Below are 23,234 nucleotides of genomic sequence, written 5' to 3'. Positions count from 1 at the left end.
GAAAAATCAGCGATTACCGCGACGGCTCATAAACGCCAGACGCTCCAGCAATTGCACGTCTTGCTCGTTTTTAACCAGCGCCCCGGCCAACGGCGGAATGGCTTTGGTCGGATCACGTTCACGCAATACCGCCTCGCCAATGTTGTCAGCCATCAGCAGCTTGAGCCAATCCACCAGTTCGGACGTCGACGGCTTTTTCTTCAGGCCGGGTACTTTTCGGACGTCAAAAAATACGTCCAGCGCTTCACTTACCAGTTCTTTCTTAATGTTCGGGAAGTGCACGTCGACGATTTTCTGCAGTGTGGTGCGATCCGGGAAGCTGATGTAGTGGAAGAAGCAGCGACGCAGGAACGCGTCCGGCAGCTCTTTTTCGTTGTTGGAGGTAATGATGATGATCGGGCGGACTTTGGCCTTGATCGTTTCATCGGTCTCATAAACGTAGAACTCCATCTTGTCGAGTTCTTGCAACAGGTCGTTCGGGAACTCGATGTCGGCCTTGTCGATTTCGTCGATCAGCAGAATTACCCGTTCTTCGGCTTCGAAGGCTTCCCACAACTTGCCTTTTTTCAGGTAATTGCGCACATCGTGAACCTTGTCGACACCCAGTTGCGAGTCGCGCAGGCGGCTCACCGCGTCATATTCATAGAGGCCTTGATGGGCCTTGGTGGTGGACTTGATGTGCCAGGTAATCAGTTTGCAACCAAAGGATTCAGCCAGTTGTTCGGCCAGCATGGTTTTGCCGGTGCCAGGCTCGCCCTTGACCAGCAACGGGCGCTCCAGGGTGATCGCTGCGTTGACCGCCAGTTTCAGGTCGTCGGTGGCCACATAGGCGCTGGTGCCTTCAAACTTCATCTGCAATTCCTCAAACCATGAGCCGAACCCTGCAAGGGCAGGGCGCGAAGACTAAAAAGTATGTCCGACTATAACGCGGCGTCCGCTTCAGGTGAACGCAGACGCCTTATTCAGTCTCTGAATGGAGCGTCACGTCATGACTGGACGCCTTGAATCGTGAAGCCTACCCTTGGGGCCTTCCCAAAAGGTGCATAAGGACCCCGCCATGAGCCGCATTTTTGCAGATAACGCGCACTCCATCGGTAACACGCCTCTGGTTCAGATCAACCGGATCGCGCCGCGTGGCGTGACTATTCTGGTCAAAGTTGAAGGGCGTAACCCTGGATATTCGGTGAAGTGCCGGATTGGCGCCAACATGATCTGGGACGCCGAGAGCCGGGGTGTGCTCAAGCCGGGCATGACCATTATCGAGCCCACCTCCGGCAACACCGGCATTGGCTTGGCCTTTGTCGCTGCGGCTCGCGGTTACAAATTGGTACTGACCATGCCTTCTTCGATGAGCATTGAGCGGCGTAAGGTGCTCAAAGCGCTGGGCGCTGATCTGGTGCTCACCGAGCCGGCCAAGGGTATGAAAGGCGCCATCGACAAAGCGGCGCAGATTCAGGCCAGCGATCCAGCGCAGTACTTTATGCCGCAACAATTTGAAAACCCGGCCAACCCGGCCATTCACGAAAAAACGACTGGCCCGGAAATCTGGAACGACACCGAAGGTGGCATTGATGTGCTGGTCGCAGGCGTCGGCACGGGCGGCACCATCACCGGCATTTCGCGTTATATCAAACACACCCAGGGCAAACCGATCTTGTCGGTCGCGGTTGAACCCATCAGTTCGCCGGTGATTACTCAAGCGTTGGCGGGGGAGGAGATCAAGCCTTCTCCACACAAGATTCAGGGGATTGGCGCCGGTTTCGTGCCCAAAAACCTCGATTTGTCGATCATCGACAGGGTTGAGCTGGTCAGCGATGACGAATCCAAGGCCATGGCCCTGCGCTTGATGCAAGAAGAAGGGATCCTGTGCGGCATCTCTTGCGGTGCGGCCATGGCTGTCGCGGTGCGTTTGGCTGAAACCCCGCAAATGCAGGGCAAGACGATCGTTGTGATCCTGCCGGACTCGGGCGAGCGTTACCTGTCGAGCTTCCTGTTCAGTGATATGTTCAGCGAACAGGAATTACAGCCCTAAGAGGCAAGTCCTGTGGGAGCGGGCTTGCTCGCGATGGGCTCGACGTGATTGATTTCAAACACCGCGTTGTCTGAATCGCGAGCAAGCCCGCTCCCACAGGGATAGGTCTCAAACAGGTGAGTCTCTGACGTATATCAACCCACTTGAACCCTGCTTATGCATAATTACGCCGTTATTACATAATCCATAAAGCTGATTGTTGGAATACGCGGGTTTTGTCCTGCGCCGGTAGTGTTTATCATGACCGGCTGCCACGGCGGGCTATGGGTGCCGCACGGTATTTTCGAGGAGTTGTTGCATGACCTTATCCTTCGCCATCAAGGCAGGGCTGATACTGCTGTTTGTCGGCAGCATTCTTTACGTGCATTTGCGCGGCAAGGCACGTTTGCCGGTGTTACGACAGTTCGTCAACCACTCCGCGTTCTTTGCGCCCTACAACGCCTTGATGTATTTGTTCTCGGGCGTGCCGTCCAAGCCTTACCTGGATCGCAGTAAATTCCCTGAGCTGGATGTGCTCAAAGACAACTGGCAAGTGATTCGCGAAGAGGCCATGCACTTGTTCGACGAGGGCTACATTCGTGCCGCCGAAAAGAACAACGATGCCGGTTTTGGCTCGTTCTTCAAAAAAGGCTGGAAGCGTTTTTACCTCAAGTGGTACGACAAAGCGCTGCCATCAGCCGAACTGCTGTGTCCTAAAACCGTTGAACTGGTCAACAGCATCCCCAACGTCAAAGGCGCGATGTTTGCCTTGTTGCCGGGTGGCAGCCATCTCAACCCGCACCGTGACCCGTTTGCCGGCTCGTTGCGTTACCACTTGGGCCTGTCGACACCGAACTCTGACGCGTGCCGCATCTTCGTCGATGGCGAGGAATATGCCTGGCGCGACGGTGAGGATGTCATGTTCGACGAGACCTACGTGCATTGGGTCAAAAACGAAACCGATATCACCCGCGTCATTCTGTTTTGCGACATTGAACGTCCGCTTACCAGCCGCCTCATGACCCGTATCAACCGTTGGGTCAGTGCGCAGTTGGGCAAGGCCACCGCGCCGCAAAACCTCGATGACGAACGTGTAGGGGGTATCAACAAGGCCTACGCCTGGAGCAAAACCTTTAGCGACCGTTTCAGTGGCGTGGTCAAGCAATGGAAGCGCCGCAACCCCAAGCTATACCGCGTGGCGCGGCCAATATTGGCGGTCATCGTGCTGGTCGTGCTGTGGCGCTGGTTGTTCGGATAAGTCATTGCAATTTATGTCGAGCGCTGGTTATAGTCAGCGCTCGATGAGCCAAACGCTCACTCTCCTTATTCAAAAAAGATCAGCTCATGCCGGTTTCTCTTCTTCACAGCGTTGTCGCTCCAGCAGTCGGTGCTGGCGTCGTGCCGTGCGGGGAGCAACACCCGGCGCAGATCAGTCACTATCCTCCTGTCAGCCGCACTGTGGTGTACGTCGTTGTATCGCCACCGGGTGTTGGTATTGCGGGCTGAGCTGATCATTCGGCTGTCCGCACCCGTCTAAAAAACCATTGAATTTCAGTTTCGGCTGAGTTGGCTTTTTTTGCCTGATGACAGGTGTTTCTCATGTTTTCGATTTCTAAAGAATCCGCGCTGGCGGCTGTTTCTACGAGCCTGTTCGTTTTGCTGTGGAGCAGCGGTGCGATTTTCTCTAAATGGGGCTTAGCCCATGCTTCGCCCTTTGCCTTTCTGTTGATTCGCTTTGCTATTGCTCTATTGGCGTTGGTGCTGTTGATCCCGCTGATGAAGTTCCAGATGCCCCGTGGCCGCAAAGCGATGGGTTATGCGCTGGCCACCGGGATGGTGTTGTTGGGCGCCTATCAGATCTTTTATCTGCTGGCACTGGACCTGAAAGTGACACCCGGCGTCATGGCGACAGTGATGGGCGTGCAGCCGATTTTGACCGCCGTGATCATGGAGCGCCGCCATTCATTCAGTCGCTCCCTGGGTTTAGGGTTGGGGCTAACCGGGTTGATTCTGGTGGTGTATCAGGGCATTGGTCTGGCGGGTTTGTCATGGATCGGCATCCTTTACGCGTTGCTGGCGCTGGCCAGCATGACGGCGGGCACCCTGATGCAGAAACGCATTACCCAAAACCCACTTGGCACGCTGCCTTTGCAATACCTTGCCGGGTTGCTGCTGTGTGCGTTGTTTGTGCCGTTTCAACCGTTTCACTTCGAACACAGCGCAGGCTTTGCAGTGCCGGTGTTGTGGATGGGGTTAGTCGTATCGGTGCTGGCGACCTTGTTGCTGTACCGGATGATTTCGAAAGGCAATCTGGTCAACGTCACCAGCCTGTTTTACCTGGTGCCTGCGGTAACGGCGATCATGGACTACCTGATTTTCGGCAATAAACTGGCTGCGCTGAGCTTGCTGGGGATGGCGCTGATCATCATTGGCCTGGTGTTCGTGTTCCGTAAACCCGCCTAGCAACCTTTCAGGAGCACGCTGCCTCGCGATCTTTTGATCCTTTAAAAGATCGCGAGGCGAGCGTGCTCCCGCAAGGTATCTTCATTTTGCCGGCTTGAGCACCAGCCACACCGCCATGGCAATCAGCAATCCGCCATACACATGCGCCATTGAAAGCGGCTCACCCAAAAACAGCGCGCCCCACAACACGCCAAACGGCGGAATCATAAAGGTCACTGTCATGGATTTAACCGGGCCTATGCTGGTCAGCAAGCGGAAGAACAGGATATAGGCGAATGCCGTACACACCAGTCCTAGCCCCAGCAACGACAACCACACGCTGGCACCCCCCCAATCAGCAGGCGGCTGATGGATCAGGCTGATCGCAAACAGCGGTAGTAGAAATAACGTGGCGCCCAGCATGCTGCCCAACGCTGAGAGACGCGGGTCAAGGCCGCCTTGCTGATCCAGCCAGCGGCGTGCCAAAAAGCCGGCAAAACCATAGCTGGTGGTGGCCAGTAAGCAGGCGAAGGCGCCTACGAGCAAGTCTTTGTCAAAGGCCATTGGCCCGGCACGCGTTAACACCGCGACGCCGAACAACCCCAGAAACACCCCGGCCAATTTGTTCGGGCTCAGCTTTTCACTGAAAAACAGCCCCCCGATCAACACACCCATCAACGGTGTGGTTGCATTAAAAATGGCTGAATAACCGGCTGGCAATACTTGGGCCGCCACCGAATACAGGGTGGCCGGCAACCCTGAGTTGATCACCCCCAGTATCAACACCGCCTTGAGCTTGCCTTCGAAGTTCCACTTCACGCGCATCAGCGCCAAGATCACCAGCAAGCCGATGGCCGCAATCGACACCCGGAAAAATGCCGTGGGAATTGCCCCAAGTGCTGGCGCGATAATGCGCATAAACAGAAAGCTGGCGCCCCACATTCCGGCCAGCGACAGCATGCGTACAATATCGACGGGTCTCACGAATGTTTCCTTACAAGGATTGAGGCGCGCAGTGTAGGGGATGCAGCGCGCAAGGCAATGGCTACGCCTGCCAACAGTCCCATCGCTGGCGGGCTCGCGCCCACTGTTATCCCTGTGTCTGTAGCGCCCAAATCTGCGACAATCCGCCTCCTGCATTTACGAAGACTTTTGCGCACCTGATGACTGACGAATCGCCTGCTATCGACCAATTGTTGAAAAACCTCGATCAAGCCATGATTGCCGACCGGCACAAGCTGCGTCGGCAGTTGCATGAGCTGCGCAAAAAGCCTGATGACGCCAAGCTGGCGGCGTGGGCCGAGCGGGTGCAGGCGTCGTGCGCGCAAGTCAGTGCGCGGGCGGCCAGCGTGCCGCTGATTCGTTATGACGAAAGCCTGCCGATTGCCGCCAAGCGCGACGAGATCAAGGCAGCGTTGCTCAAACATCAGGTGTTGATTCTGGCCGGTGAAACCGGTTCGGGTAAAACCACGCAGTTACCGAAAATCTGCCTCGAAATTGGCCGTGGCCAACAGGGCTTGATCGGCCACACCCAGCCGCGCCGGATCGCTGCGCGCAGTGTGGCCAGTCGGGTTGCCGAAGAGCTGGGTACGCCGCTGGGGGCTCTGGTCGGGTATCAGGTGCGGTTCGAGGATCAGAGCGATTCCAACACCCTGATCAAGCTGATGACCGATGGCATTTTGCTGGCCGAAACCCAGCACGACCGTTACCTTGAACGTTATGACACGATCATCGTCGACGAAGCGCATGAGCGCAGCCTGAACATCGATTTCCTGTTGGGTTACCTGAAAATTCTGCTGCCACGTCGTCCAGACCTGAAAGTCATCATCACCTCGGCCACCATCGACCTGGAACGCTTCTCCAAGCATTTCAACGATGCGCCGATTGTTGAAGTGTCAGGCCGCACCTTCCCGGTCGAAACCTGGTATCGCCCGCTGACGTCCGAGCAGGACGAAGAGGGCAACAGCGTCGAAGAGGATTTGAGCGTCGATCAGGCGATCATCGCCACCCTCGATGAGATCGCGGCCTTTGAACGCAGCGAGCGCAAAAGTCCCGGCGACGTGTTGGTGTTCTTGCCCGGCGAGCGCGAAATTCGCGATGCCGCCGATATGCTGCGCAAGGCGCAACTCAAGCACACCGAAATCCTGCCGTTGTACGCCCGGCTGTCACCGGCTGAGCAGCAACGGATTTTCCAGTCGCATCCTGGGCGGCGTGTGGTGCTGGCGACTAACGTCGCTGAAACGTCGCTGACCGTACCGGGCATCCGCTACGTGATCGACAGCGGTACTGCGCGCATCAGTCGCTACAGCTATCGGGCCAAGGTGCAGCGCCTGCCGATTGAAGCCATTTCCCAAGCCAGCGCCAATCAGCGTAAAGGTCGTTGCGGTCGGGTTGAACCGGGGATTTGCGTGCGTTTGTACGCCGAGGAAGACTTTAACGGGCGCCCGGAATTCACGGATCCAGAGATTCTGCGTACTAACTTGGCGGCTGTTATCTTGCAGATGCTGCACCTGCGTCTGGGTGAAATTACCGCGTTTCCGTTTATCGAGCCGCCGGATGGCAAGGCCATCACCGACGGTTTCAACCTGCTGCAAGAGCTGTCGGCGGTTAACCGCGAGAACCAGCTGACGCCGCTGGGTCGCCAATTGGCACGCTTGCCGGTCGATCCGCGCATGGGCCGCATGTTGCTGGAAGCGGCCAAGCTTGGCAGTTTGCAGGAAGTATTGATCGTCGCCAGTGCGATGTCGGTGCAAGACCCGCGTGAACGTCCGCCCGAGCGTCAGCAGGCTGCGGATCAGGCCCACGCGCAATGGAAAGATGTCGACTCAGACTTCGCTGCCCTGATCAACGTATGGCGCGGTTTTGAAGAGCAGCGCCAGGCGTTGACGGCGAGCCCGTTGCGTAACTGGTGCCGAAAGAACTTCCTGAACTATCTCCGGTTGCGTGAGTGGCGTGATTCTCACCGTCAGTTGAGTTTGATCTGCCGCGACCTGCAACTCACGATCAACAAAGACCCGGCTGACTATCCAAAACTGCACAAGGCGGTGTTGTCGGGCTTGCTGAGTCAAATCGGACAAAAGACCGAAGACGGCGACTACCTGGGCGCGCGTCAGCGCCGGTTCTGGATTCACCCCGCCTCAGGGCTGGGTAAAAAGCGCCCGCAATGGTTGATGACCGCTGAACTGGTTGAGACCACCAAGCTGTATGCGCGGATGGTGGCCAAGATTGAACCGGACTGGATCGAGCCGCTGGCCGGGCACCTGATCAAAAAGAACCACTTTGAACCGCACTGGGAGAAGAAGCGCGGGCAAGTGGTGGCTTATGAGCAGATCACTTTGTTCGGGTTGATCGTGGTCGGTCGCCGTGCCGTGCATTACGGGCCGATTGACCCGGTGCTGTCGCGTGAATTGTTTATCCGTGAAGCGCTGGTGCGCGGCGAGATTCAGTCGCGGGCCAAGTGCCTGACGGCCAATGCGCAATTGCTCGAACAGCTCGATGAGCTGGAGGCCAAGGCGCGTCGTCGCGACATTCTGGCGGACGAAGAAACCCTCTATGCGTTTTATGACGCACGCCTGCCGGCCGAGATTCATCAGACTGCGACCTTTGACAGCTGGTATCGGGTCAATAGTCAGAAAGACCCGCAATTGCTGATCATGCGCGAAGAAGACGTGCTGGCGCGCGAAGCCACCGAAATCACCGCCAAGCATTATCCGGACACCCTGCACCTGGGGGATTTGACCCTGGAGCTCAGTTATCACTTTGAGCCTAACCACCCACGAGACGGGGTGACGGTCAAAGTGCCTGCACCGTTGTTGCCGGTGCTGGCGCCTGAGCGCTTGGAGTGGCTGGTACCGGGCATGATCGAAGCCAAGTGTATTGCGCTGGTGCGCAGCTTGCCCAAGGCGTTGCGCAAAAACTTTGTGCCAGTGCCCGACTTTGTCAAAGCCGCCCTGCAACGTATGGAATTTGCTGAAGGCTCGTTGCCGCAGGCGCTGGGGCGCGAGCTGTTGCGCATGACCGGTGTGCGGGTCAGTGATGAGGCGTGGACCGAGGCTGCGCAGCAGGTCGAGAGTCATCTGAAGATGAACCTCGAAGTGGTTGACGGCGAGGGCAAGTTCCTCGGCGAGGGCCGCGACCTGGCCGAATTGACGGCGCGCTTTGCGCAAGCCAGTCAGGCCGCCCTGGCGGTCCCGCAAACGGCGAAAAGCCAACAGCCGGTTGAAGCCAAGGTGTTTGCGCCGGTGGCTGAAAAAACCCAGCAAAAGATCGCTGGACTGTCGATGACGGTCTACCCGGCGCTGGTAGAAGAGGGCAACAGCGTCAAGGAAGGGCGCTTCTCGACACCAGCCGAAGCGCAATACCAGCATCGGCGTGCCTTGCAGCGTTTGCTGGTGCAACAATTGGCCGAGTCGGCCAAGTTCTTGCGCGGCAAGTTGCCGGGGCTGACTGAGCTGGGCTTGTTGTACCGCGAGTTGGGTCGAGTCGAGAGCCTGGTTGAAGACATTCTGCTGGCCAGCCTCGACAGCTGCATCCTCGAAGGTGAACCCGTGTTGCCGCGTGATGGTGCAGGTCTGGCATCGCTGGCCGAGCGCAAGCGCGGGGACTGGACTGAGCACGCGCAAAAGCTGGCTAAACTGACGCTGGACATCCTCAAGCTGTGGCACGGTTTGCAAAAACGCTTCAAGGGCAAGATTGACCTGGCACAGGCCGTGGCCTTGAACGACATCAAACAGCAACTGAGCCATTTGGTGTATCCGGGCTTTGTGCGTGAAACGCCAGCGGTGTGGCTCAAAGAGCTGCCGCGTTACCTCAAGGCGATTGAAATGCGCCTTGAAAAACTCCCGAGCCAGGTGCAGAAAGACCGGGTCTGGAGCGGTGAGCTGAGTGGTTTATGGGCGCAGTATCAGGCCCGTGCTGCCAAACACACACAAGAAGGCAAACGCGACCCGCAACTTGAGCTATACCGCTGGTGGCTGGAGGAATACCGCGTGTCGTTGTTCGGTCAGCAACTGGGCACCAAAGTGCCGATTTCGGACAAGCGGCTAAGCAAGCAATGGAGTCAGGTGGACGCTTGAATAACATCATCTCGGTGCGCCTGACGCACTGAGATGATGCTATCGCGAGCAAGCCCGCTCCCACATGTTGCCTTTTATGGCAAACTTCGCGGCTATAAATACCTGACACGACTATTTTCTGCTTGAACAGAATAAGAGGAACGACCGTGTATAACGTCGTCATCAGTGGTACTGGCCTGTACACCCCGGCCAACAGTATTTCCAACGAAGAGTTGGTGCAGTCTTTCAACGCGTATGTACAACAGTTCAACACCGACAACGCTGCTGCCATCGAGGCCGGTGATGTCGAGCCTCTGGCCGAATCCAGCGCTCCTTTTATCGAAAAAGCTTCAGGTATCAAAAGCCGCTTTGTGATGGACAAGGACGGCATTCTTGACCCGCAACGCATGCGCCCGCGTTTGCCTGAGCGCTCCAATGACGAAATGTCGGTGCTTTGCGAAATGGCTGTCGGCGCGGCCAAGCAGGCGCTGGAGCGTGCGGGCAAGACCGCTGCCGACATCGACGGCGTCATCGTTGCCTGTTCCAACCTGCAACGCCCGTACCCGGCAATCGCCATCGAAGTACAGCACGCGCTGGGTATTCAAGGTTTTGGTTTTGACATGAACGTGGCCTGTTCTTCGGCCACTTTCGGTATTCAGACTGCCAGCAACAGCGTACAGCTGGGCCAGGCGCGCGCGGTGCTGCTGGTTAGCCCGGAAGTGTGCACCGGTCACTTGAACTTCCGTGACCGCGATAGCCACTTTATTTTTGGCGATGCCGCCACCGCGGTCATTGTGGAGCGCGCAGACCTGGCGACCTCCGAGCACCAGTTCGACATCGTCAGCACCAAACTGCTGACCACGTTCTCGAACAACATCCGCAATAACTTCGGTTTTCTCAATCGCGCGTCCGATGAAAACCCGGACAGCCCGGACAAACTGTTCGTCCAGGAAGGTCGCAAGGTCTTCCGTGATGTATGCCCGATGGTGGCTGAACTGATCGGTCAGCACCTGGAAGAAAACCAGTTGAACGTGACTGAGGTAAAACGCTTCTGGTTGCACCAGGCCAACCTGAGCATGAACCACCTGATCGTCAAGCGTCTGCTGGGCCGTGAAGCCTCGGTCGAAGAAGCCCCGGTGATTCTCGACACCTACGCCAACACCAGTTCGGCAGGTTCGGTCATTGCCTTCCACACATACCAGGATGACCTGGCCAGTGGTTCGCTGGCGGTGCTCAGCTCGTTCGGTGCCGGCTACTCGATTGGCAGTGTGATCCTGCGCAAACGCTAAACTGCCGCACACACGACACTCTGTGGGAGCGGGCTTGCCCGCAATTCAGGCAACGCAGTCGTTCTGAAACACTGCGCTGTTTGCATCGAGAGCAAACCCGCCCTCACAGGGGCAGTTGTTTCTGATTCGGGAGCGTGAATGGCTGCTGCTGACGACGCTGAATTACTCCAGCGCCTGCTCGCGGGTGAGCAGCAGGCTTTTCGGCTCTTGGTCAGCACCTATCAGGGCGCTATGCGCGCCGTGGCGTATGCGATTGTCGGCAGTCGCCATGCCGATGAGGCCGTGCAGGATGCCTGGCTTTCAGTGGTGCGCCACCTGTCCGGGTTTGAGGGGCGTTCGAGTCTGAAAACCTGGCTGTTGACCATCACCGCCAACGCCGCCAAAAGCTGTCTCAAACGCAACCGCCGAGAAGTCTTGCTCGACGATTTGCCGTCACCGCACGGCGCGATCGATGATGATCGTTTTGGCGGCGATGGCCACTGGCTGCTGGCGCCCTCTGCCTGGCACCACGACACGCCAGAAGCGTTACTGACCGAAGACGAATTGCGTGAGTGCCTTGAGCGCACCTTGCTCAACCTGCCTGAGTTGCAAAGCTCAGTGCTGGTATTGCGCGAGCGTCAGGGGCTGGAGCTGGAACAGATTTGTAATCTTCTCGACATTTCGCTCTCAAATGCTCGAGTGCTGGTGCACCGTGCCCGGCTTAAAGTGTTTGCGACTGTTGAGCATTTCCAGGAGACCGGCGAATGTTGAGCTGCAAGCAATACGTTGCACGAGCAAGTGACCAACTGGACGGGCAATTGAGTGTTCGTGAGCGTTTGCAGGCGCGTCATCACCTGATGTTATGCCCCAATTGTCGGCGCTTTATCAGGCAGATGCGTTTGATGGGAGCAACGTTGAAGGCGCTGCCCGAACCGTTACCCAGTGACTTGGAGGCGACGGTTGCACGAATGATGAGTGCTAGGGCAGGAGCGTGAATACCGCCAGTGGATGTGAAGGGGGGCCGACGCCATCCACGCTCTGCATTTAGGACACAAAACGCTGAATGATTTCAGCGTTCTGTTTGCTGCGTGAAACGGTGCTTAGAACTTGGCTTCTACGTCCAGTTGCAGCGTGTTGGTGCTTGCATCTTTCTGGGTGGACGTTGCGTAGTCAGCTTTGGTCAAGAAGTACGTTACGCCGACACCGAAGTTTTTGTCGATTTCGTAACCCACTTTGACTTTGTGACCGCGTGAGCCGGTAGTACCGTTAGCGAAGTCAGAGTCGGTGAAGGCACCGACCACTGCGTTACGCTGAGTATCGCGGTAGTTGTAGTCCAGGCTGAAAGCGTTGAGCTTGCTCTTGAAACCCACCAGCCAGGCATCGTCCTGATCGCTGTCGGTCGCGGCGTTATGTACATATTGGCCGTACAGCGACAGTGGGACTGGCAGGTTGGCGATGTCGAGTTGACCGAAACCTTCGTACAGACGGAACTTGCTGGTGCTGTTGCCGTTGACTGCCAGGGCGCAAGGCGTGGTCTTGGTCCCGGTGGTAGGGCAGGTGCTGTCTTCGTCGTTGTGGTAGTCGTAAACGCTACCGCCCAAGGTGACTTTCAGGCTGTCGGTCGGTGCGAAACGAGCGCCCAATTGGCCAGCGTACAGGCTCAAGTCGTTTTTGAACTGCACACCCTCGCCGTTCACGTTGTCTTTGAGGGTGTAGTAACCGGCGCTGCCGAACATCTCGACGCCGCTGTTGCCCAGGTTGGTCTTGTAGGATGCGGACAGACCTTCTGGGTTGATGTCGCTATCCCAGATCACGTCGCCCATGCTGACCCATTGTTGTGGCATCTTGCCGCCGACCAGATGCAGGTTCTTGACTGCAGTCGGGTGGTAGTCGATGTAAGCCATGTCCAGCCACAGCTGCTTCTTGTCGAAGTAGTTGTCGAGGTCTTGGTTGGTGGACCGTGCATCGTCGCTGCCGCCAGTGGCGATACGAATACCGGTGTTCACTTGTGGATCGATTTCGGTGTAAGCGCCCAAGCGAGCACGAATACGTTGGCGGTCCTTGTTTTTGCCGTCAGATTCGCCGTCGATTTTGACAGTTTCCTGGCGGACGCGGACGTCACCTTTAAGCTCGGTTTTGGCAGCCCATGCCACTTTTTGCTCAAAGGCAGAGAGATCGGATTTCTTGACCTGATCTGAGGCCGCTTCTTGCTGAGCTTGTTTCTCGCTGGTCAACTCGGTCTGCAATTCGGCATATTGGGCCGGTGAAATAGAGCCGTTCGCTTTGAGCATTTCAAGCAGTTTTGCATCAACGCCAGCGCTCGCTGGAACACTCATGGCCAACACCAACCCGCCACACAGTCCCGCCGCAACCCGTGTAGAAACAAGACGCATATGAATCTCCCAGTAGTGAAATGGCCCTAGCCATCCCATGAACAATCGGCCCTTGATGGGCTCGCTAATAAGGGGTTTGAATGTGCCGCTCACGTGTTGCCTAGCTGACCACTCATAACCTTGACTTCTAAGAAGCGGCGTTAGTATCGCGGCTGGATATGACAGAAAAGTGGCAAGTTGATAGCAAGTCTGTGACAGCGTGCTAGAGCGCTTGCAGGGTATAAAAGTCATCGCAAGACAGCGCAATTGACGAGCTTTGCTACGGGTCAATGGAGGTCTGGTGATACCATCGCTCGCTCTATGCAGGGCTTCGGGGGCGATCAATGCCGTTACAACGACTGGACAGTTTGTCTGCCATCTCGGCTGCACAATGGGATGCACTGGTGCCAGTGGCGCAGCCTTTCTTGCGCCACGCCTTTCTCAGTGCGCTGGAAGACAGTGGCAGCCTTGGCCCGCATTCCGGTTGGCAACCCGAGCACTTGCTGCATTACGAAAATGGTCAGCTACAAGCGGCGCTGCCCAGTTATCGCAAGTGGCATTCCTACGGCGAGTACGTGTTCGATCACGAGTGGGCGCAAGCCTGTGAGCGGGCCGGTATCGAGTACTACCCCAAACTGTTGACGGCGGTGCCGTTCAGCCCGGTCTGTGGCCCCCGATTGCTGGCGGCCCGTGCCGAAGACGGCCTTGAGTTATTGGGAGCATTGCCCGGTTATCTGGAGATCGAAGGGCTGTCCAGTGCGCACATCAACTTCACCGATGCGTTGGCGGACACAGCGTTGGCGCAACAGCCCGGCTGGTTGCAGCGACTGGGTTGCCAGTTTCATTGGCAGAACCGTGAGTACCGCGATTTTCAGGACTTTCTCGACACGTTGAGTTCGCGCAAGCGCAAGCAAATGCGCAAAGAACGCGAGCAAGTGGCTGGGCAAGGTTTTGAGTTTGAATGGCTCGAAGGGCAGCAGGTGACAGAGGCACAATGGGATTTTGTGTATGCCTGCTACGCCAATACTTATGCTGTGCGGCGGCAAACGCCCTACCTGACGCGTGACTTTTTCAGCCTGTTGGCCGAGCGCATGCCCGAGTCAATTCGTCTGGTGCTGGCCAAACAAGGCTCGACTCCAGTGGCAATGGCGTTCAGTCTTATCGGTGGCGCCAGCCTGTATGGTCGCTACTGGGGCTGTCTGGCCGAATACGATCGTCTGCACTTCGAGACCTGTTTTTATCAGGGCATGGATTACGCTATCGCCCACGGCATTCAGCGTTTTGATGCAGGTGCTCAGGGTGAGCACAAACTGATACGCGGCTTTGAACCGGTCATTACACGCTCTTGGCACTATCTGCGGCATCCGGGCTTGAAGGCTGCCGTCAGTGATTTTCTTGAGCGTGAGCGGGTCGGTGTGCTGGCCTATGCCCAAGAGGCGAGAACGGCGCTGCCTTATCGGCAGGCCTGATTCTCGCCGGGTTGGCGCTCAACTGTCTTCTTTACCCAGCCAGCGATAGGTCAGGCCACCAATGGCCGCGCCCACCAGTGGCGCGAGCCAGAACATCCACAACTGCTCAAGCGCCCAGCCGCCCACAATCAAAGCCGGGCCGGTGCTGCGCGCCGGGTTGACTGAGGTGTTGGTGACTGGAATCGAGATCAGGTGAATCAGGGTCAAGGCTAGCCCGATGGCAATCGGCGCCAGGCCCGCAGGGGCTCGTTTATCGGTGGCGCCCATGATGATCAGGATAAACATCGCGGTCATCACCACTTCGCACACCAGCCCCGCGAGCATGGAGTAACCACCGGGGGAGTGCTCGCCATAACCGTTGGCGGCCAGCCCGCTGGCTGCCAGGTCAAAGCCGGGTTTACCGCTGGCAATGAAATACAGCAGCATGGCAGCAATGATCCCGCCAAACACTTGAGCCACGATGTAGGCGGGTAATTCTTTAGCAGGAAAACGGCCGCCCACCCACAACCCAAACGACACGGCAGGGTTGAGGTGACAGCCAGAGATGTGTCCGATAGCGAATGCCATGGTGAGCACGGTGAGGCCAAAAGCCAGGGCCACCCCGAGTAATCCAATACCCACGTGGGGGAAGGCGGCAGCGAGGACTGCGCTGCCACAACCACCCAGAACCAACCAAAAAGTGCCGATCAACTCCGTTGCCGAGCGTTTGAGCAAGTTCATTTAAAGATCCTGGATAGATAAATCTATCGTTCAAAAAATGCGATTGCGCATCCTGCAATTGACGACAGGATTCATCTGAATCCTTACTTCATTACAGCAGGCGAACGAAGATTTTCCAGCACCCAAAAAAACGCTAGAGCCCTTTAAAACCGGGCTCTTGCGATGTGTTTCAGGGGGTTTACAACAGGTGTCTTTTTGGATCAGTCGAGACCGACAAATCCACCCGTTTGGTGTTGCCAGAGCCGTGCATACAAACCGCCATGGGCGAGCAGTTCACTGTGGCTTCCACTCTCGGCAATCCGGCCTTTTTCGAGTACCACTAAACGGTCCATGCGGGCGATAGTTGAAAGCCGGTGGGCGATGGCAATCACGGTTTTGCCTTGCATCAGGGTTTCGAGGCTTTCCTGGATCGCCGCTTCGACTTCGGAGTCGAGTGCCGAGGTGGCCTCGTCCATGATCAGGATCGGCGCATTCTTGAGCAGCACCCGCGCAATGGCGATACGCTGGCGCTGGCCGCCTGACAACTTGACCCCGCGCTCACCCACGTGTGCATCAAAACCGGTACGCCCCTGAGCGTCTGACAACTGCGGGATAAACTCATCGGCGCGGGCTTTGCGCACCGCATCCCAGAGTTCTTCATCGGTGGCGTCCGGCTTGCCATACAGCAAGTTGTCGCGGATTGAGCGGTGCAGCAGAGACGTATCCTGAGTGATCATGCCGATTTGCTCGCGCAGGCTTTCTTGTGTCACTTCAGCGATATTCTGACCGTCTATCAGAATTTTCCCGCCTTGCAGGTCGTAAAGGCGTAACAGCAAGTTGACCAGTGTCGATTTGCCCGCCCCCGAAGGACCGATCAAGCCGATTTTCTCGCCGGGTTTGATCACCAGATTCAGGTCGCTGATGATCCCGCTGTGTTTGCCGTAGTGAAAGTCTACGTGCTCAAAACGCACTTCGCCGCGATCAACCTTCAGGCGTGGAGCGTTGTCGCGATCATTTACGGCCACGGGTTGAGCAATGGTCTGCAAACCGTCCTGAACCATGCCGATGTTTTCGAAAATACCGTTGACCACCCACATGATCCAGCCGGACATGTTGACGATGCGGATCACCAGCCCGGTGGCCAGGGCGATGGCGCCCACACTGATCAATGACTGGCTCCAAAGCCACAGTGCGAGGCCGCTGGTGCTGACAATCAACAGGCCGTTCATGGTGGTAATCGTCACGTCCATGCTGGTCACGACGCGGCTGGCCAGTTGGGTTTTTTCGGTTTGCTCGATGATTGCTTCTCGAGCGTACTGTTGTTCGAAGTTCGTGTGGGCAAACAGTTTGAGGGTGGTGATGTTGGTGTAGCCATCGACGATACGGCCCATCAATTTTGAGCGGGCATCGGAAGACACCACCGAGCGCTCCTTGACCCTGGGCACGAAGTAATACAGCGCTCCGATGTAGAGCGCGATCCAGGTCAGCAGCGGGATCATCAATCGCCAGTCTGCTTCGGCAAAAAGCACCAGGGAGCTGATGGCGTAGATCAGCACGTGCCACAGGGCATCGACAGCCTGCACCGCCGAGTCACGCAGTGAGTTGCCGGTTTGCATGATGCGCTGGGCGATGCGCCCGGCGAAGTCGTTCTGGAAAAAATTGAGGCTTTGTTTGAGCACATAGCTGTGGTTCTGCCAGCGGATCATGCTGGTCATGCTTGGGCTCAGGGTCTGGTGCACGAGCAGGTCATGCAGGCCGAAAAACACCGGGCGGATGATCAGCGCCACCACTGCCATCCAGATCAGCTCGGCGCTGTGGATTTTGAAAAAATCGGCGTTGGGCGTGCCTTGGGCCAGATCAATCAGGGTGCTCAGGTAGCTGAACAGCGCGACTTCAATCAAGGCGGCCACGAGCCCGACCACCAGCAAGGCGGCAAAGATTGGCCAGACTTGACGCAGGTAGTAGAGGTAGAACGCCCAGACGGTATTGGGCGGGGCGGCGCTGGGAGCTTCGCGAAAAATATCGATCAGTTGTTCAAAACGACGATAAAGCATGGTCACTGACACCCGCGACGCGGGCTCTCCTTTAGTGGTGTGACCGGCCTTGGCCGGTCAGGCTCCCTGCAGCATTCGAATCATTACTCGATGCGTTTGGCAGACTTGATGTAGATCGGATCGAGCGGCACGTTCTGCATGCCGGATTTGTTGCCGGTCTGCGTATTGACGATGTTGTCCACCACGTCCATGCCTTTCACGACCTTGGCGAACACGGCGTAACCGGCGTCACGGCCCGGATCAAGGGTCGGGTTATCGGCCACGTTGATAAAAAACTGGCTGGTGGCCGAGTCTGGATTGGAGGTGCGCGCCATCGACAAGGTGCCACGTACGTTATGCAGGCCGTTGCTGGCTTCGTTCTTGATCGGGTCGCGTGTGGTTTTTTGCACCATCTGCCCGGTGAACCCGCCACCTTGCGCCATGAAGCCCGGGATTACCCGGTGGAAAATGGTGTTGTTGTAAAAGCCGCTGTCGACATAGTCCAAAAAGTTTTTAGAACTGATCGGTGCCTTGACCGGGTCCAGTTCGATTTCGATCTGGCCGAAGCTGGTGTCCAGCAGCACATGCGGTGCCTTGTTTGCTTCGGGAGTTTTGTTTGCCGCGGGTGTCGCTGCCATCAGGTTGGCAGCGAAGAAAAGAGCGCTGGCGGCAAAGGCAATTTTTTTCAACATGGGTCTGGGATCCTGAGAGGTAGAAGCAGTGGCGTCAGTGAGCTCACGCACTGTGTGTTGAATGAGGAGGTGTGATGAGGCCAGCTACAGCGGGCTGGTCGCGAACCTTGGACAGGATATTCGTGAATGATGTTCCTGCCCATCGTTGTGATAAATCAGCGTGTCATGTTCACGCCTGTTGAGGCGCTGCAAATGCGGCGTCCAGCGGCGCCGTGTCAAAGGTACGTAACAATTCGACAAGAATCTGCGTGGCCGGGCCCAATGGTTTGTCCTTGTTGGCGTACAGGAAAAACACAGGGTGACGATTACCGCCCTGATCCAGTGGCAGCGGCTTGAGCATGCCTTCCTTGAGTTCGCGTTCGATCATGTGCCGCGGCAACCAGGCAAAGCCCAGGCCGCTGCTCACAAAGGCGGCTGCGGTGGCCAGGCTGCCCACGGTCCAGCGCTGCTCGGCGCCGAGCCAGCCCATGTCGCGGGGTTGCTGGCGACCCGAGTCGCGAATCACCACTTGCAGTTGGCTTTCAAGGTCCTGGAAGTGCAACTCACGTTGTAGGCGGTGCAAGGCATGGTCGGGATGGGCCACAGCGACAAACTCGACCGGGCTCAACTCAGTGCCCAGATAGCCGGGAATATTGAAGCTGCTGATGGCCAGGTCGGCCACGCCTTCCAGCAGGACTTCTTCGACGCCGGACAGTACCTCTTCTCGCAAGCGCACGCGACAGCCGCGGCTTTGCGGCATAAAGGCGGTCAAGGCGCGCACCAGTCGTGCGTTGGGGTAGGCGGCATCGACCACCAGCCGAACTTCGGCTTCCCAGCCTTGTTCCATGTGGTGGGCGAGGTCTTCGAGCTGGCTGGCCTGCTTCACCAGTTGGCGCGAGCGGCGCAGTAATACATTGCCAGCCTCGGTGAGCACCGCTTTACGCCCGTCGATGCGCAACAGCGGCACGCCGAGCTGATCTTGCATGCGCGCCACGGTATAGCTGACAGACGACTGCGAGCGATGCAGGACTTCGGCCGCCTGGGCAAATCCGCCGTGATCGACGACGGCTTGCAGGGTGCGCCATTGATCAAGGGTCACACGGGGCGCTTTCACGTTGTATTCCTCTGCTGTTGAAGCGTTGCGGCCATATTCAAACGTGGGTGCGGGCTTGCTGGCGATGCAGGCGTCTCACTCTTTCAGGCAAAGCGGCGATGATGCTTCCGCGAGCAAGCCCGCTCCCACAGCTCTTCAAGGGGGCTTTAAATCCGGGGGAAGCCCGAATCCTCGCACTCCTTGCTCAACAAATAAACAAGTTTATAGATGGGTTGTAGCAGATATTTGCGCTTTTTCATCGATCTAATGCCCTCTAATATTTCCTCCATCGCCTTACAGTATTTTCAGATGGAGCCTAACTACCATGTCTAATGTTCTGATCGTTGAAAGTAGTGCTCGCCTACAGGGTTCGTTTTCTCGCCAGTTGACTCAGCAGTTCATCGGCCAATGGAAGGCGGCCCATCCGGCTGATCACTTGACCGTCCGCGACCTGGCATTGAACCCGGTGCCGCATATGGACGCCGACCTGCTGGGCGGCTGGATGAAGCCTGAAACGCAGCGCAGTACTGCCGAACAGGCCTCGTTGCAGCGCTCCGATGAACTGACAGATGAGTTGTTGAACGCTGACGTGCTGGTGCTGGCGGCCCCCATGTACAACTTTGCAATCCCCAGCACGCTTAAGGCCTGGCTGGATCATGTTCTGCGTGCGGGCGTCACGTTCAAATACACCGATACCGGCCCGCAAGGTCTTCTGAACGGCAAGAAAGCATACGTGTTGACTGCTCGTGGCGGGATATATGCGGGTAGCACCACAGACCACCAAGAACCTTATCTGCGTCAGGTACTGGCGTTTGTCGGGATCCACGACGTGACCTTCATCCATGCCGAAGGGATGAATCTGGGTGGTGACTTTCAGGAAAAAGGTTTGAACCAAGCTAAAGCCAAGCTCTCTGAGGTGGCATGAATCATGACCTGTTAATCGACAGATAATCACGCCGTGGCTTAATTCGCTCCATTGCTCCTTCAAGCAAGCGGTTCGCGCATCGAACCTCCCTTGGCACTCTCGTTGAGTGCTATCGCCCGATCAGCCTGTGCGCTGGATCGGGTTTTTTTTGCCTGCGGCTCAGGGGCAGATAGCGCAGGGCGATAAAAAACCGCTAAGGTCGCGTCCATTCAACTGAGCTGACAGGCGTTTGCGCTCATCAGCAGTCACGATTTGGGCGAGAGATTTATGGGCTATTTGTTATTTGTGACGCTGATTCAGGCGTTTTCCTTCAGCCTGATTGGCGAGTATCTGGCGGGGCATGTCGACAGTTACTTTGCGGTGCTGGTGCGGGTGGTGTTGGCCGGCCTGGTGTTTGTTCCGCTGACGCGCTGGCGTCAGGTCGAGCCCGGTTTTATGCGCGGTATGTTGCTGATTGGCGCCTTGCAGTTCGGCGTGACCTACGTCTGCCTGTACTTGAGCTTTAGAGTGCTGACGGTGCCTGAAGTGCTGTTGTTCACCATCTTGACGCCGCTGCACGTCACGTTGATCGAAGACGCACTCAACCGGCGCTTTAATCCGTGGGCCTTGGTCGCCGCGCTGGTGGCGGTATCGGGCGCCGCCGTGATTCGCTTCGACAGCATCAGCCCGGACTTCTTCAAAGGCTTCCTGTTGCTGCAATTGGCCAACTTCACCTATGCCGCCGGTCAGGTGATGTACAAGCATCTGGTGGCTCGCTACCCGAGTGAACTGCCGCAGTATCGGCGTTTCGGGTTCTTTTACCTCGGCGCACTAGCGGTCGTATTGCCGGCTTTTTTGATGTTTGGCAAAGCGCACTTTCTACCCGATGCGCCCCTGCAATGGGCGGTGTTGTTGTTTCTGGGCCTGGTGTCGACGGCGTTGGGCATGTACTGGTGGAACAAAGGCGCCTGCCTGGTCAGCGGTGGCACCCTGGCGGTCATGAACAATCTGCATGTGCCGGTGGGTTTGCTGCTCAACCTGCTGATCTGGAACCAGCACGAACCGCTGGGAAGGTTGTTTCTGGGCGGTACGGTGATTCTGCTGGCCGTCTGGATCAGTCGGCTAGACCGCAGGGCTATGAGGGGCTAAGGTCATCCAGACCTATCTAGCGCCTAACAGGAGAGCCGGGATGACTGTCAAAGTGTTGATCTTGCCGGGTTTGAGCAACTCGGGAGAGGATCATTGGCAAACGTTGTGGGAGAAAAACTACAGCGGGCTGAAACGGGTGAAGCAACATGACTGGGAAACGCCCGTCTGCGCAGACTGGGTGCAGCGATTGCACGAGAAAGTCATCTCCAGCGAACGTCCGGTTGTTTTAGTGGGGCATAGCCTGGCGTGCAACCTGATAGCCACGTGGTCGCAACAATACCCGGAAGCGGCCAAACGAGTTCGCGGGGCGCTGCTGGTAGCGCCCAGCGACACTGAAGCGCCCAGTTATCCTTCTGGGACTTCGGGTTTTACCCCGATGTGCCTGAGCCCATTGCCCTTTGATTCGATTACAGTGGCCAGCACTGACGACCCTTACGTCAGCGCCCAGAGGGCTGCGGCCTTCAGCGAGGCTTGGGGCAGTGAGTTGGTCTGGTTGCAGGCCGCCAAGCATATTAACGGCCAAAGTGGGCTGGGTGCCTGGCCTGAGGGTATCGAGTTGCTGCACAAACTCACGGGTGACCCGCAGTTCAAACTCAGCTAACCCGATGGTCGTACGTAAGTGCGAGCCTGCTGCGATCTTTTGCTCTGCAAAAGATCGCGAGCACGCTCGCAGCCGCAGTGGCTATTGGAGTGCCCCCCTCAAAAGCCTTTACTCAGTGTCTTGGGACGCAACCAGCGGCGTCTGGATTTTGTTCAGCAAGCCTTTGCGCAAGTCATTACCGCTCGGTTGTTGATACACGCTCAACCCGAACTCGGGCATTACCGACAACAGATAGTCAAATATGTCGCCTTGGATTTGCTCGTACTCATCCCACACGGTGGTGCGGGTAAAGCAGTAAATCTCTAGTGGCACGCCTTGGGGGGTGGTTTGCAGTTGGCGCACCATGCACGTCATGTTGGGCTGAATCTGGGCATGGCTTTTCAAGTACGCGAGTGCGTAGGCGCGGAAGGTGCCGATGTTAGTCATGCGTCGGCGGTTGGCAGACATCGCAGCAACATTGCCCTGAGCCTCGTTCCAGCTTTTAAGCTCGGCCTTTTTGCGCGACAGGTAGTCTTTGAGCAAGCGCACTTGCTCCAGGCGCTGTTCCTGTTCATCGGTCAAAAAGGCGATTTCCCCTGCATCGATAAACAAACTGCGCTTGATCCGGCGCCCACCCGACTGCTGCATGCCGCGCCAGTTTTTGAACGACTCGGACATCAATCGCCACGTCGGGATCGAAACAATGGTTTTGTCGAAGTTCTGAACCTTGACCGTGTGCAAGGTGATGTCAATCACGTCGCCGTCTGCGCCGACCTGAGGCATTTCGATCCAGTCACCGACCCGCAGCAAGTCGTTGCTGGTCAGTTGCACGCTGGCCACGAACGACAGCAGCGTGTCTTTGTAGACCAGCAAAATAACCGCTGACATCGCCCCCAGGCCTGACAGCAGCAACATGGGGGAGCGATCAATCAGGGTCGCGACAATGATGATGGCGGAGAACACATACAGCAGCATTTTTGTCAGCTGGATGTAGCCCTTGATCGGCCGGGTTTTGGCGTAGTTGGTACGTGAGTAAATATCGAGCAAGGCGTCGAGCAGTGAGCTGATGACCCGCGTCAGCACGAAAATGGTGATCGCTAACGCCAGATTTCCGAGAAAATGACGACCGTTGTCGCTCATGTCCGGTACCAGGTTGCGTCCGAATTGCACCATCAAAGAAGGCGTCATTTGCGCCAGGCGGTGAAAGACTTTGTGCTCGCGTAAATCGTTGATCCAGTGCAGGGCTGGCTGACGGCCGAGCATTTTGGTCACGCGCAAGATAATGATCCGTGCGATGTAACCGGTGAACAGGGCGATGCCCACCAAAATGATCAGGCCGAAAATAGACGACACCCAAGGATGTTGATCCAGGTTGGCCCAAAGGCTTTCGAGTTGGCTCCAGAGTGTTTGAGTATCCATAGGTTAAAGCGTTATCCCAGAAAGAAATGGCCCCGGGATTAGAGCATCTCAGGGCCATTTAGGGGCTTGG

At 56.9% G+C, this 23,234-nt stretch carries 20 protein-coding genes; 12 read left to right on the top strand and 8 right to left on the bottom strand.

The window, feature by feature from the left end; all coding sequences use genetic code 11:
- Positions 1-6: 6 nt before the first annotated feature.
- Positions 7-852 carry an AAA family ATPase gene (locus ACIQYF_RS07200; RefSeq protein ID WP_402858687.1) on the bottom strand — a complete coding sequence of 282 codons (846 nt, stop codon included), beginning with the start codon at positions 850-852 and terminating at the stop codon, positions 7-9.
- A 205-nt stretch (positions 853-1,057) separates the two neighbouring features.
- On the opposite strand from ACIQYF_RS07200, the gene cysK reads away from it, so the two are divergent.
- From cysK to ACIQYF_RS07180, 4 genes are all read left to right on the top strand, one after another.
- Positions 1,058-2,032, top strand: coding sequence for a cysteine synthase A (gene cysK, locus ACIQYF_RS07195; RefSeq protein WP_402858683.1), 975 nt, complete (start codon positions 1,058-1,060; stop codon positions 2,030-2,032).
- A 298-nt stretch (positions 2,033-2,330) separates the two neighbouring features.
- Complete coding sequence (locus ACIQYF_RS07190; RefSeq protein ID WP_402858680.1) at positions 2,331-3,269, top strand: aspartyl/asparaginyl beta-hydroxylase domain-containing protein; 939 nt, start codon at positions 2,331-2,333, stop codon at positions 3,267-3,269.
- 86 nt (positions 3,270-3,355) lie between these two features.
- A complete protein-coding gene (locus tag ACIQYF_RS07185) occupies positions 3,356-3,517 on the top strand; it encodes a hypothetical protein (RefSeq protein WP_402858677.1) in 162 nt (53 codons plus the stop codon).
- A 93-nt stretch (positions 3,518-3,610) separates the two neighbouring features.
- Positions 3,611-4,474, top strand: a complete 864-nt coding sequence (locus ACIQYF_RS07180; protein ID WP_402858674.1) for a DMT family transporter — start codon at positions 3,611-3,613, stop codon at positions 4,472-4,474.
- Between the two features lie 81 nt (positions 4,475-4,555).
- Here the strand turns inward: ACIQYF_RS07180 and ACIQYF_RS07175 are convergent, their stop codons facing one another.
- Complete coding sequence (locus ACIQYF_RS07175) at positions 4,556-5,437, bottom strand: DMT family transporter (protein ID WP_402858671.1); 882 nt, start codon at positions 5,435-5,437, stop codon at positions 4,556-4,558.
- A gap of 179 nt (positions 5,438-5,616) precedes the next feature.
- On the opposite strand from ACIQYF_RS07175, the gene hrpA reads away from it, so the two are divergent.
- The 4 genes from hrpA (at position 5,617) to ACIQYF_RS07155 (ending at position 11,770) form a co-directional block, all read left to right on the top strand.
- Positions 5,617-9,528: an ATP-dependent RNA helicase HrpA gene (hrpA, locus tag ACIQYF_RS07170; protein WP_402858668.1), complete on the top strand. Its 3,912-nt coding sequence runs from the start codon at positions 5,617-5,619 to the stop codon at positions 9,526-9,528.
- A 146-nt stretch (positions 9,529-9,674) separates the two neighbouring features.
- The gene (locus ACIQYF_RS07165) at positions 9,675-10,796 is read left to right on the top strand and encodes a beta-ketoacyl-ACP synthase III (RefSeq protein ID WP_402858665.1); all 1,122 of its coding nucleotides are present in this window, start codon (positions 9,675-9,677) and stop codon (positions 10,794-10,796) included.
- A gap of 138 nt (positions 10,797-10,934) precedes the next feature.
- Positions 10,935-11,546, top strand: coding sequence for an RNA polymerase sigma factor (locus tag ACIQYF_RS07160; protein ID WP_402858662.1), 612 nt, complete (start codon positions 10,935-10,937; stop codon positions 11,544-11,546).
- Positions 11,540-11,770 carry an anti-sigma factor family protein gene (locus tag ACIQYF_RS07155; protein ID WP_402858659.1) on the top strand — a complete coding sequence of 77 codons (231 nt, stop codon included), beginning with the start codon at positions 11,540-11,542 and terminating at the stop codon, positions 11,768-11,770. Before ACIQYF_RS07160 ends, ACIQYF_RS07155 begins: the two co-directional genes overlap by 7 nt.
- A 105-nt stretch (positions 11,771-11,875) precedes the next feature.
- On the opposite strand, the gene ACIQYF_RS07150 is transcribed toward ACIQYF_RS07155, so the two are convergent.
- Positions 11,876-13,168, bottom strand: coding sequence for a putative porin (locus ACIQYF_RS07150; RefSeq protein WP_402858656.1), 1,293 nt, complete (start codon positions 13,166-13,168; stop codon positions 11,876-11,878).
- A gap of 323 nt (positions 13,169-13,491) precedes the next feature.
- Between ACIQYF_RS07150 and ACIQYF_RS07145 the strand changes: the two genes are divergently transcribed.
- Entirely contained in the window at positions 13,492-14,616 is a 1,125-nt protein-coding gene (locus tag ACIQYF_RS07145) for a GNAT family N-acetyltransferase (protein ID WP_402858653.1), read from the top strand.
- A gap of 18 nt (positions 14,617-14,634) precedes the next feature.
- Here the strand turns inward: ACIQYF_RS07145 and aqpZ are convergent, their stop codons facing one another.
- From aqpZ to ACIQYF_RS07125, 4 genes are all read right to left on the bottom strand, one after another.
- Positions 14,635-15,336, bottom strand: a complete 702-nt coding sequence (gene aqpZ, locus ACIQYF_RS07140; RefSeq protein WP_402858650.1) for an aquaporin Z — start codon at positions 15,334-15,336, stop codon at positions 14,635-14,637.
- A 200-nt stretch (positions 15,337-15,536) separates the two neighbouring features.
- Positions 15,537-17,369, bottom strand: coding sequence for an ABC transporter ATP-binding protein (locus ACIQYF_RS07135; RefSeq protein WP_402858647.1), 1,833 nt, complete (start codon positions 17,367-17,369; stop codon positions 15,537-15,539).
- A gap of 83 nt (positions 17,370-17,452) precedes the next feature.
- The gene (locus ACIQYF_RS07130) at positions 17,453-18,040 is read right to left on the bottom strand and encodes a peptidylprolyl isomerase (protein ID WP_402858644.1); all 588 of its coding nucleotides are present in this window, start codon (positions 18,038-18,040) and stop codon (positions 17,453-17,455) included.
- Positions 18,041-18,209: 169 nt separating this feature from the next.
- The gene (locus tag ACIQYF_RS07125) at positions 18,210-19,133 is read right to left on the bottom strand and encodes a LysR family transcriptional regulator (RefSeq protein WP_402858641.1); all 924 of its coding nucleotides are present in this window, start codon (positions 19,131-19,133) and stop codon (positions 18,210-18,212) included.
- 304 nt (positions 19,134-19,437) lie between these two features.
- Between ACIQYF_RS07125 and ACIQYF_RS07120 the strand changes: the two genes are divergently transcribed.
- The 3 genes from ACIQYF_RS07120 to ACIQYF_RS07110 all read left to right on the top strand — a co-directional run bounded on the left by ACIQYF_RS07120 (position 19,438) and on the right by ACIQYF_RS07110 (position 21,766).
- A complete protein-coding gene (locus tag ACIQYF_RS07120) occupies positions 19,438-20,037 on the top strand; it encodes an FMN-dependent NADH-azoreductase (RefSeq protein ID WP_402858638.1) in 600 nt (199 codons plus the stop codon).
- A 267-nt stretch (positions 20,038-20,304) separates the two neighbouring features.
- Entirely contained in the window at positions 20,305-21,165 is an 861-nt protein-coding gene (locus tag ACIQYF_RS07115; RefSeq protein ID WP_402858635.1) for a carboxylate/amino acid/amine transporter, read from the top strand.
- Between the two features lie 40 nt (positions 21,166-21,205).
- Positions 21,206-21,766 (top strand): RBBP9/YdeN family alpha/beta hydrolase, encoded by a 561-nt coding sequence (locus ACIQYF_RS07110; RefSeq protein ID WP_402858632.1) that lies wholly within the window; start codon positions 21,206-21,208, stop codon positions 21,764-21,766.
- A 108-nt stretch (positions 21,767-21,874) separates the two neighbouring features.
- Here ACIQYF_RS07110 and ACIQYF_RS07105 read toward each other — a convergent pair whose 3' ends face one another.
- The gene (locus tag ACIQYF_RS07105; protein WP_402858629.1) at positions 21,875-23,164 is read right to left on the bottom strand and encodes a mechanosensitive ion channel family protein; all 1,290 of its coding nucleotides are present in this window, start codon (positions 23,162-23,164) and stop codon (positions 21,875-21,877) included.
- Positions 23,165-23,234 lie beyond the last annotated feature (70 nt).

The organism is Pseudomonas sp. NPDC096917 (genome assembly GCF_044762555.1).
Lineage (GTDB): Bacteria > Pseudomonadota > Gammaproteobacteria > Pseudomonadales > Pseudomonadaceae > Aquipseudomonas.
This window is presented reverse-complemented; position numbering and strand designations above follow the sequence as displayed.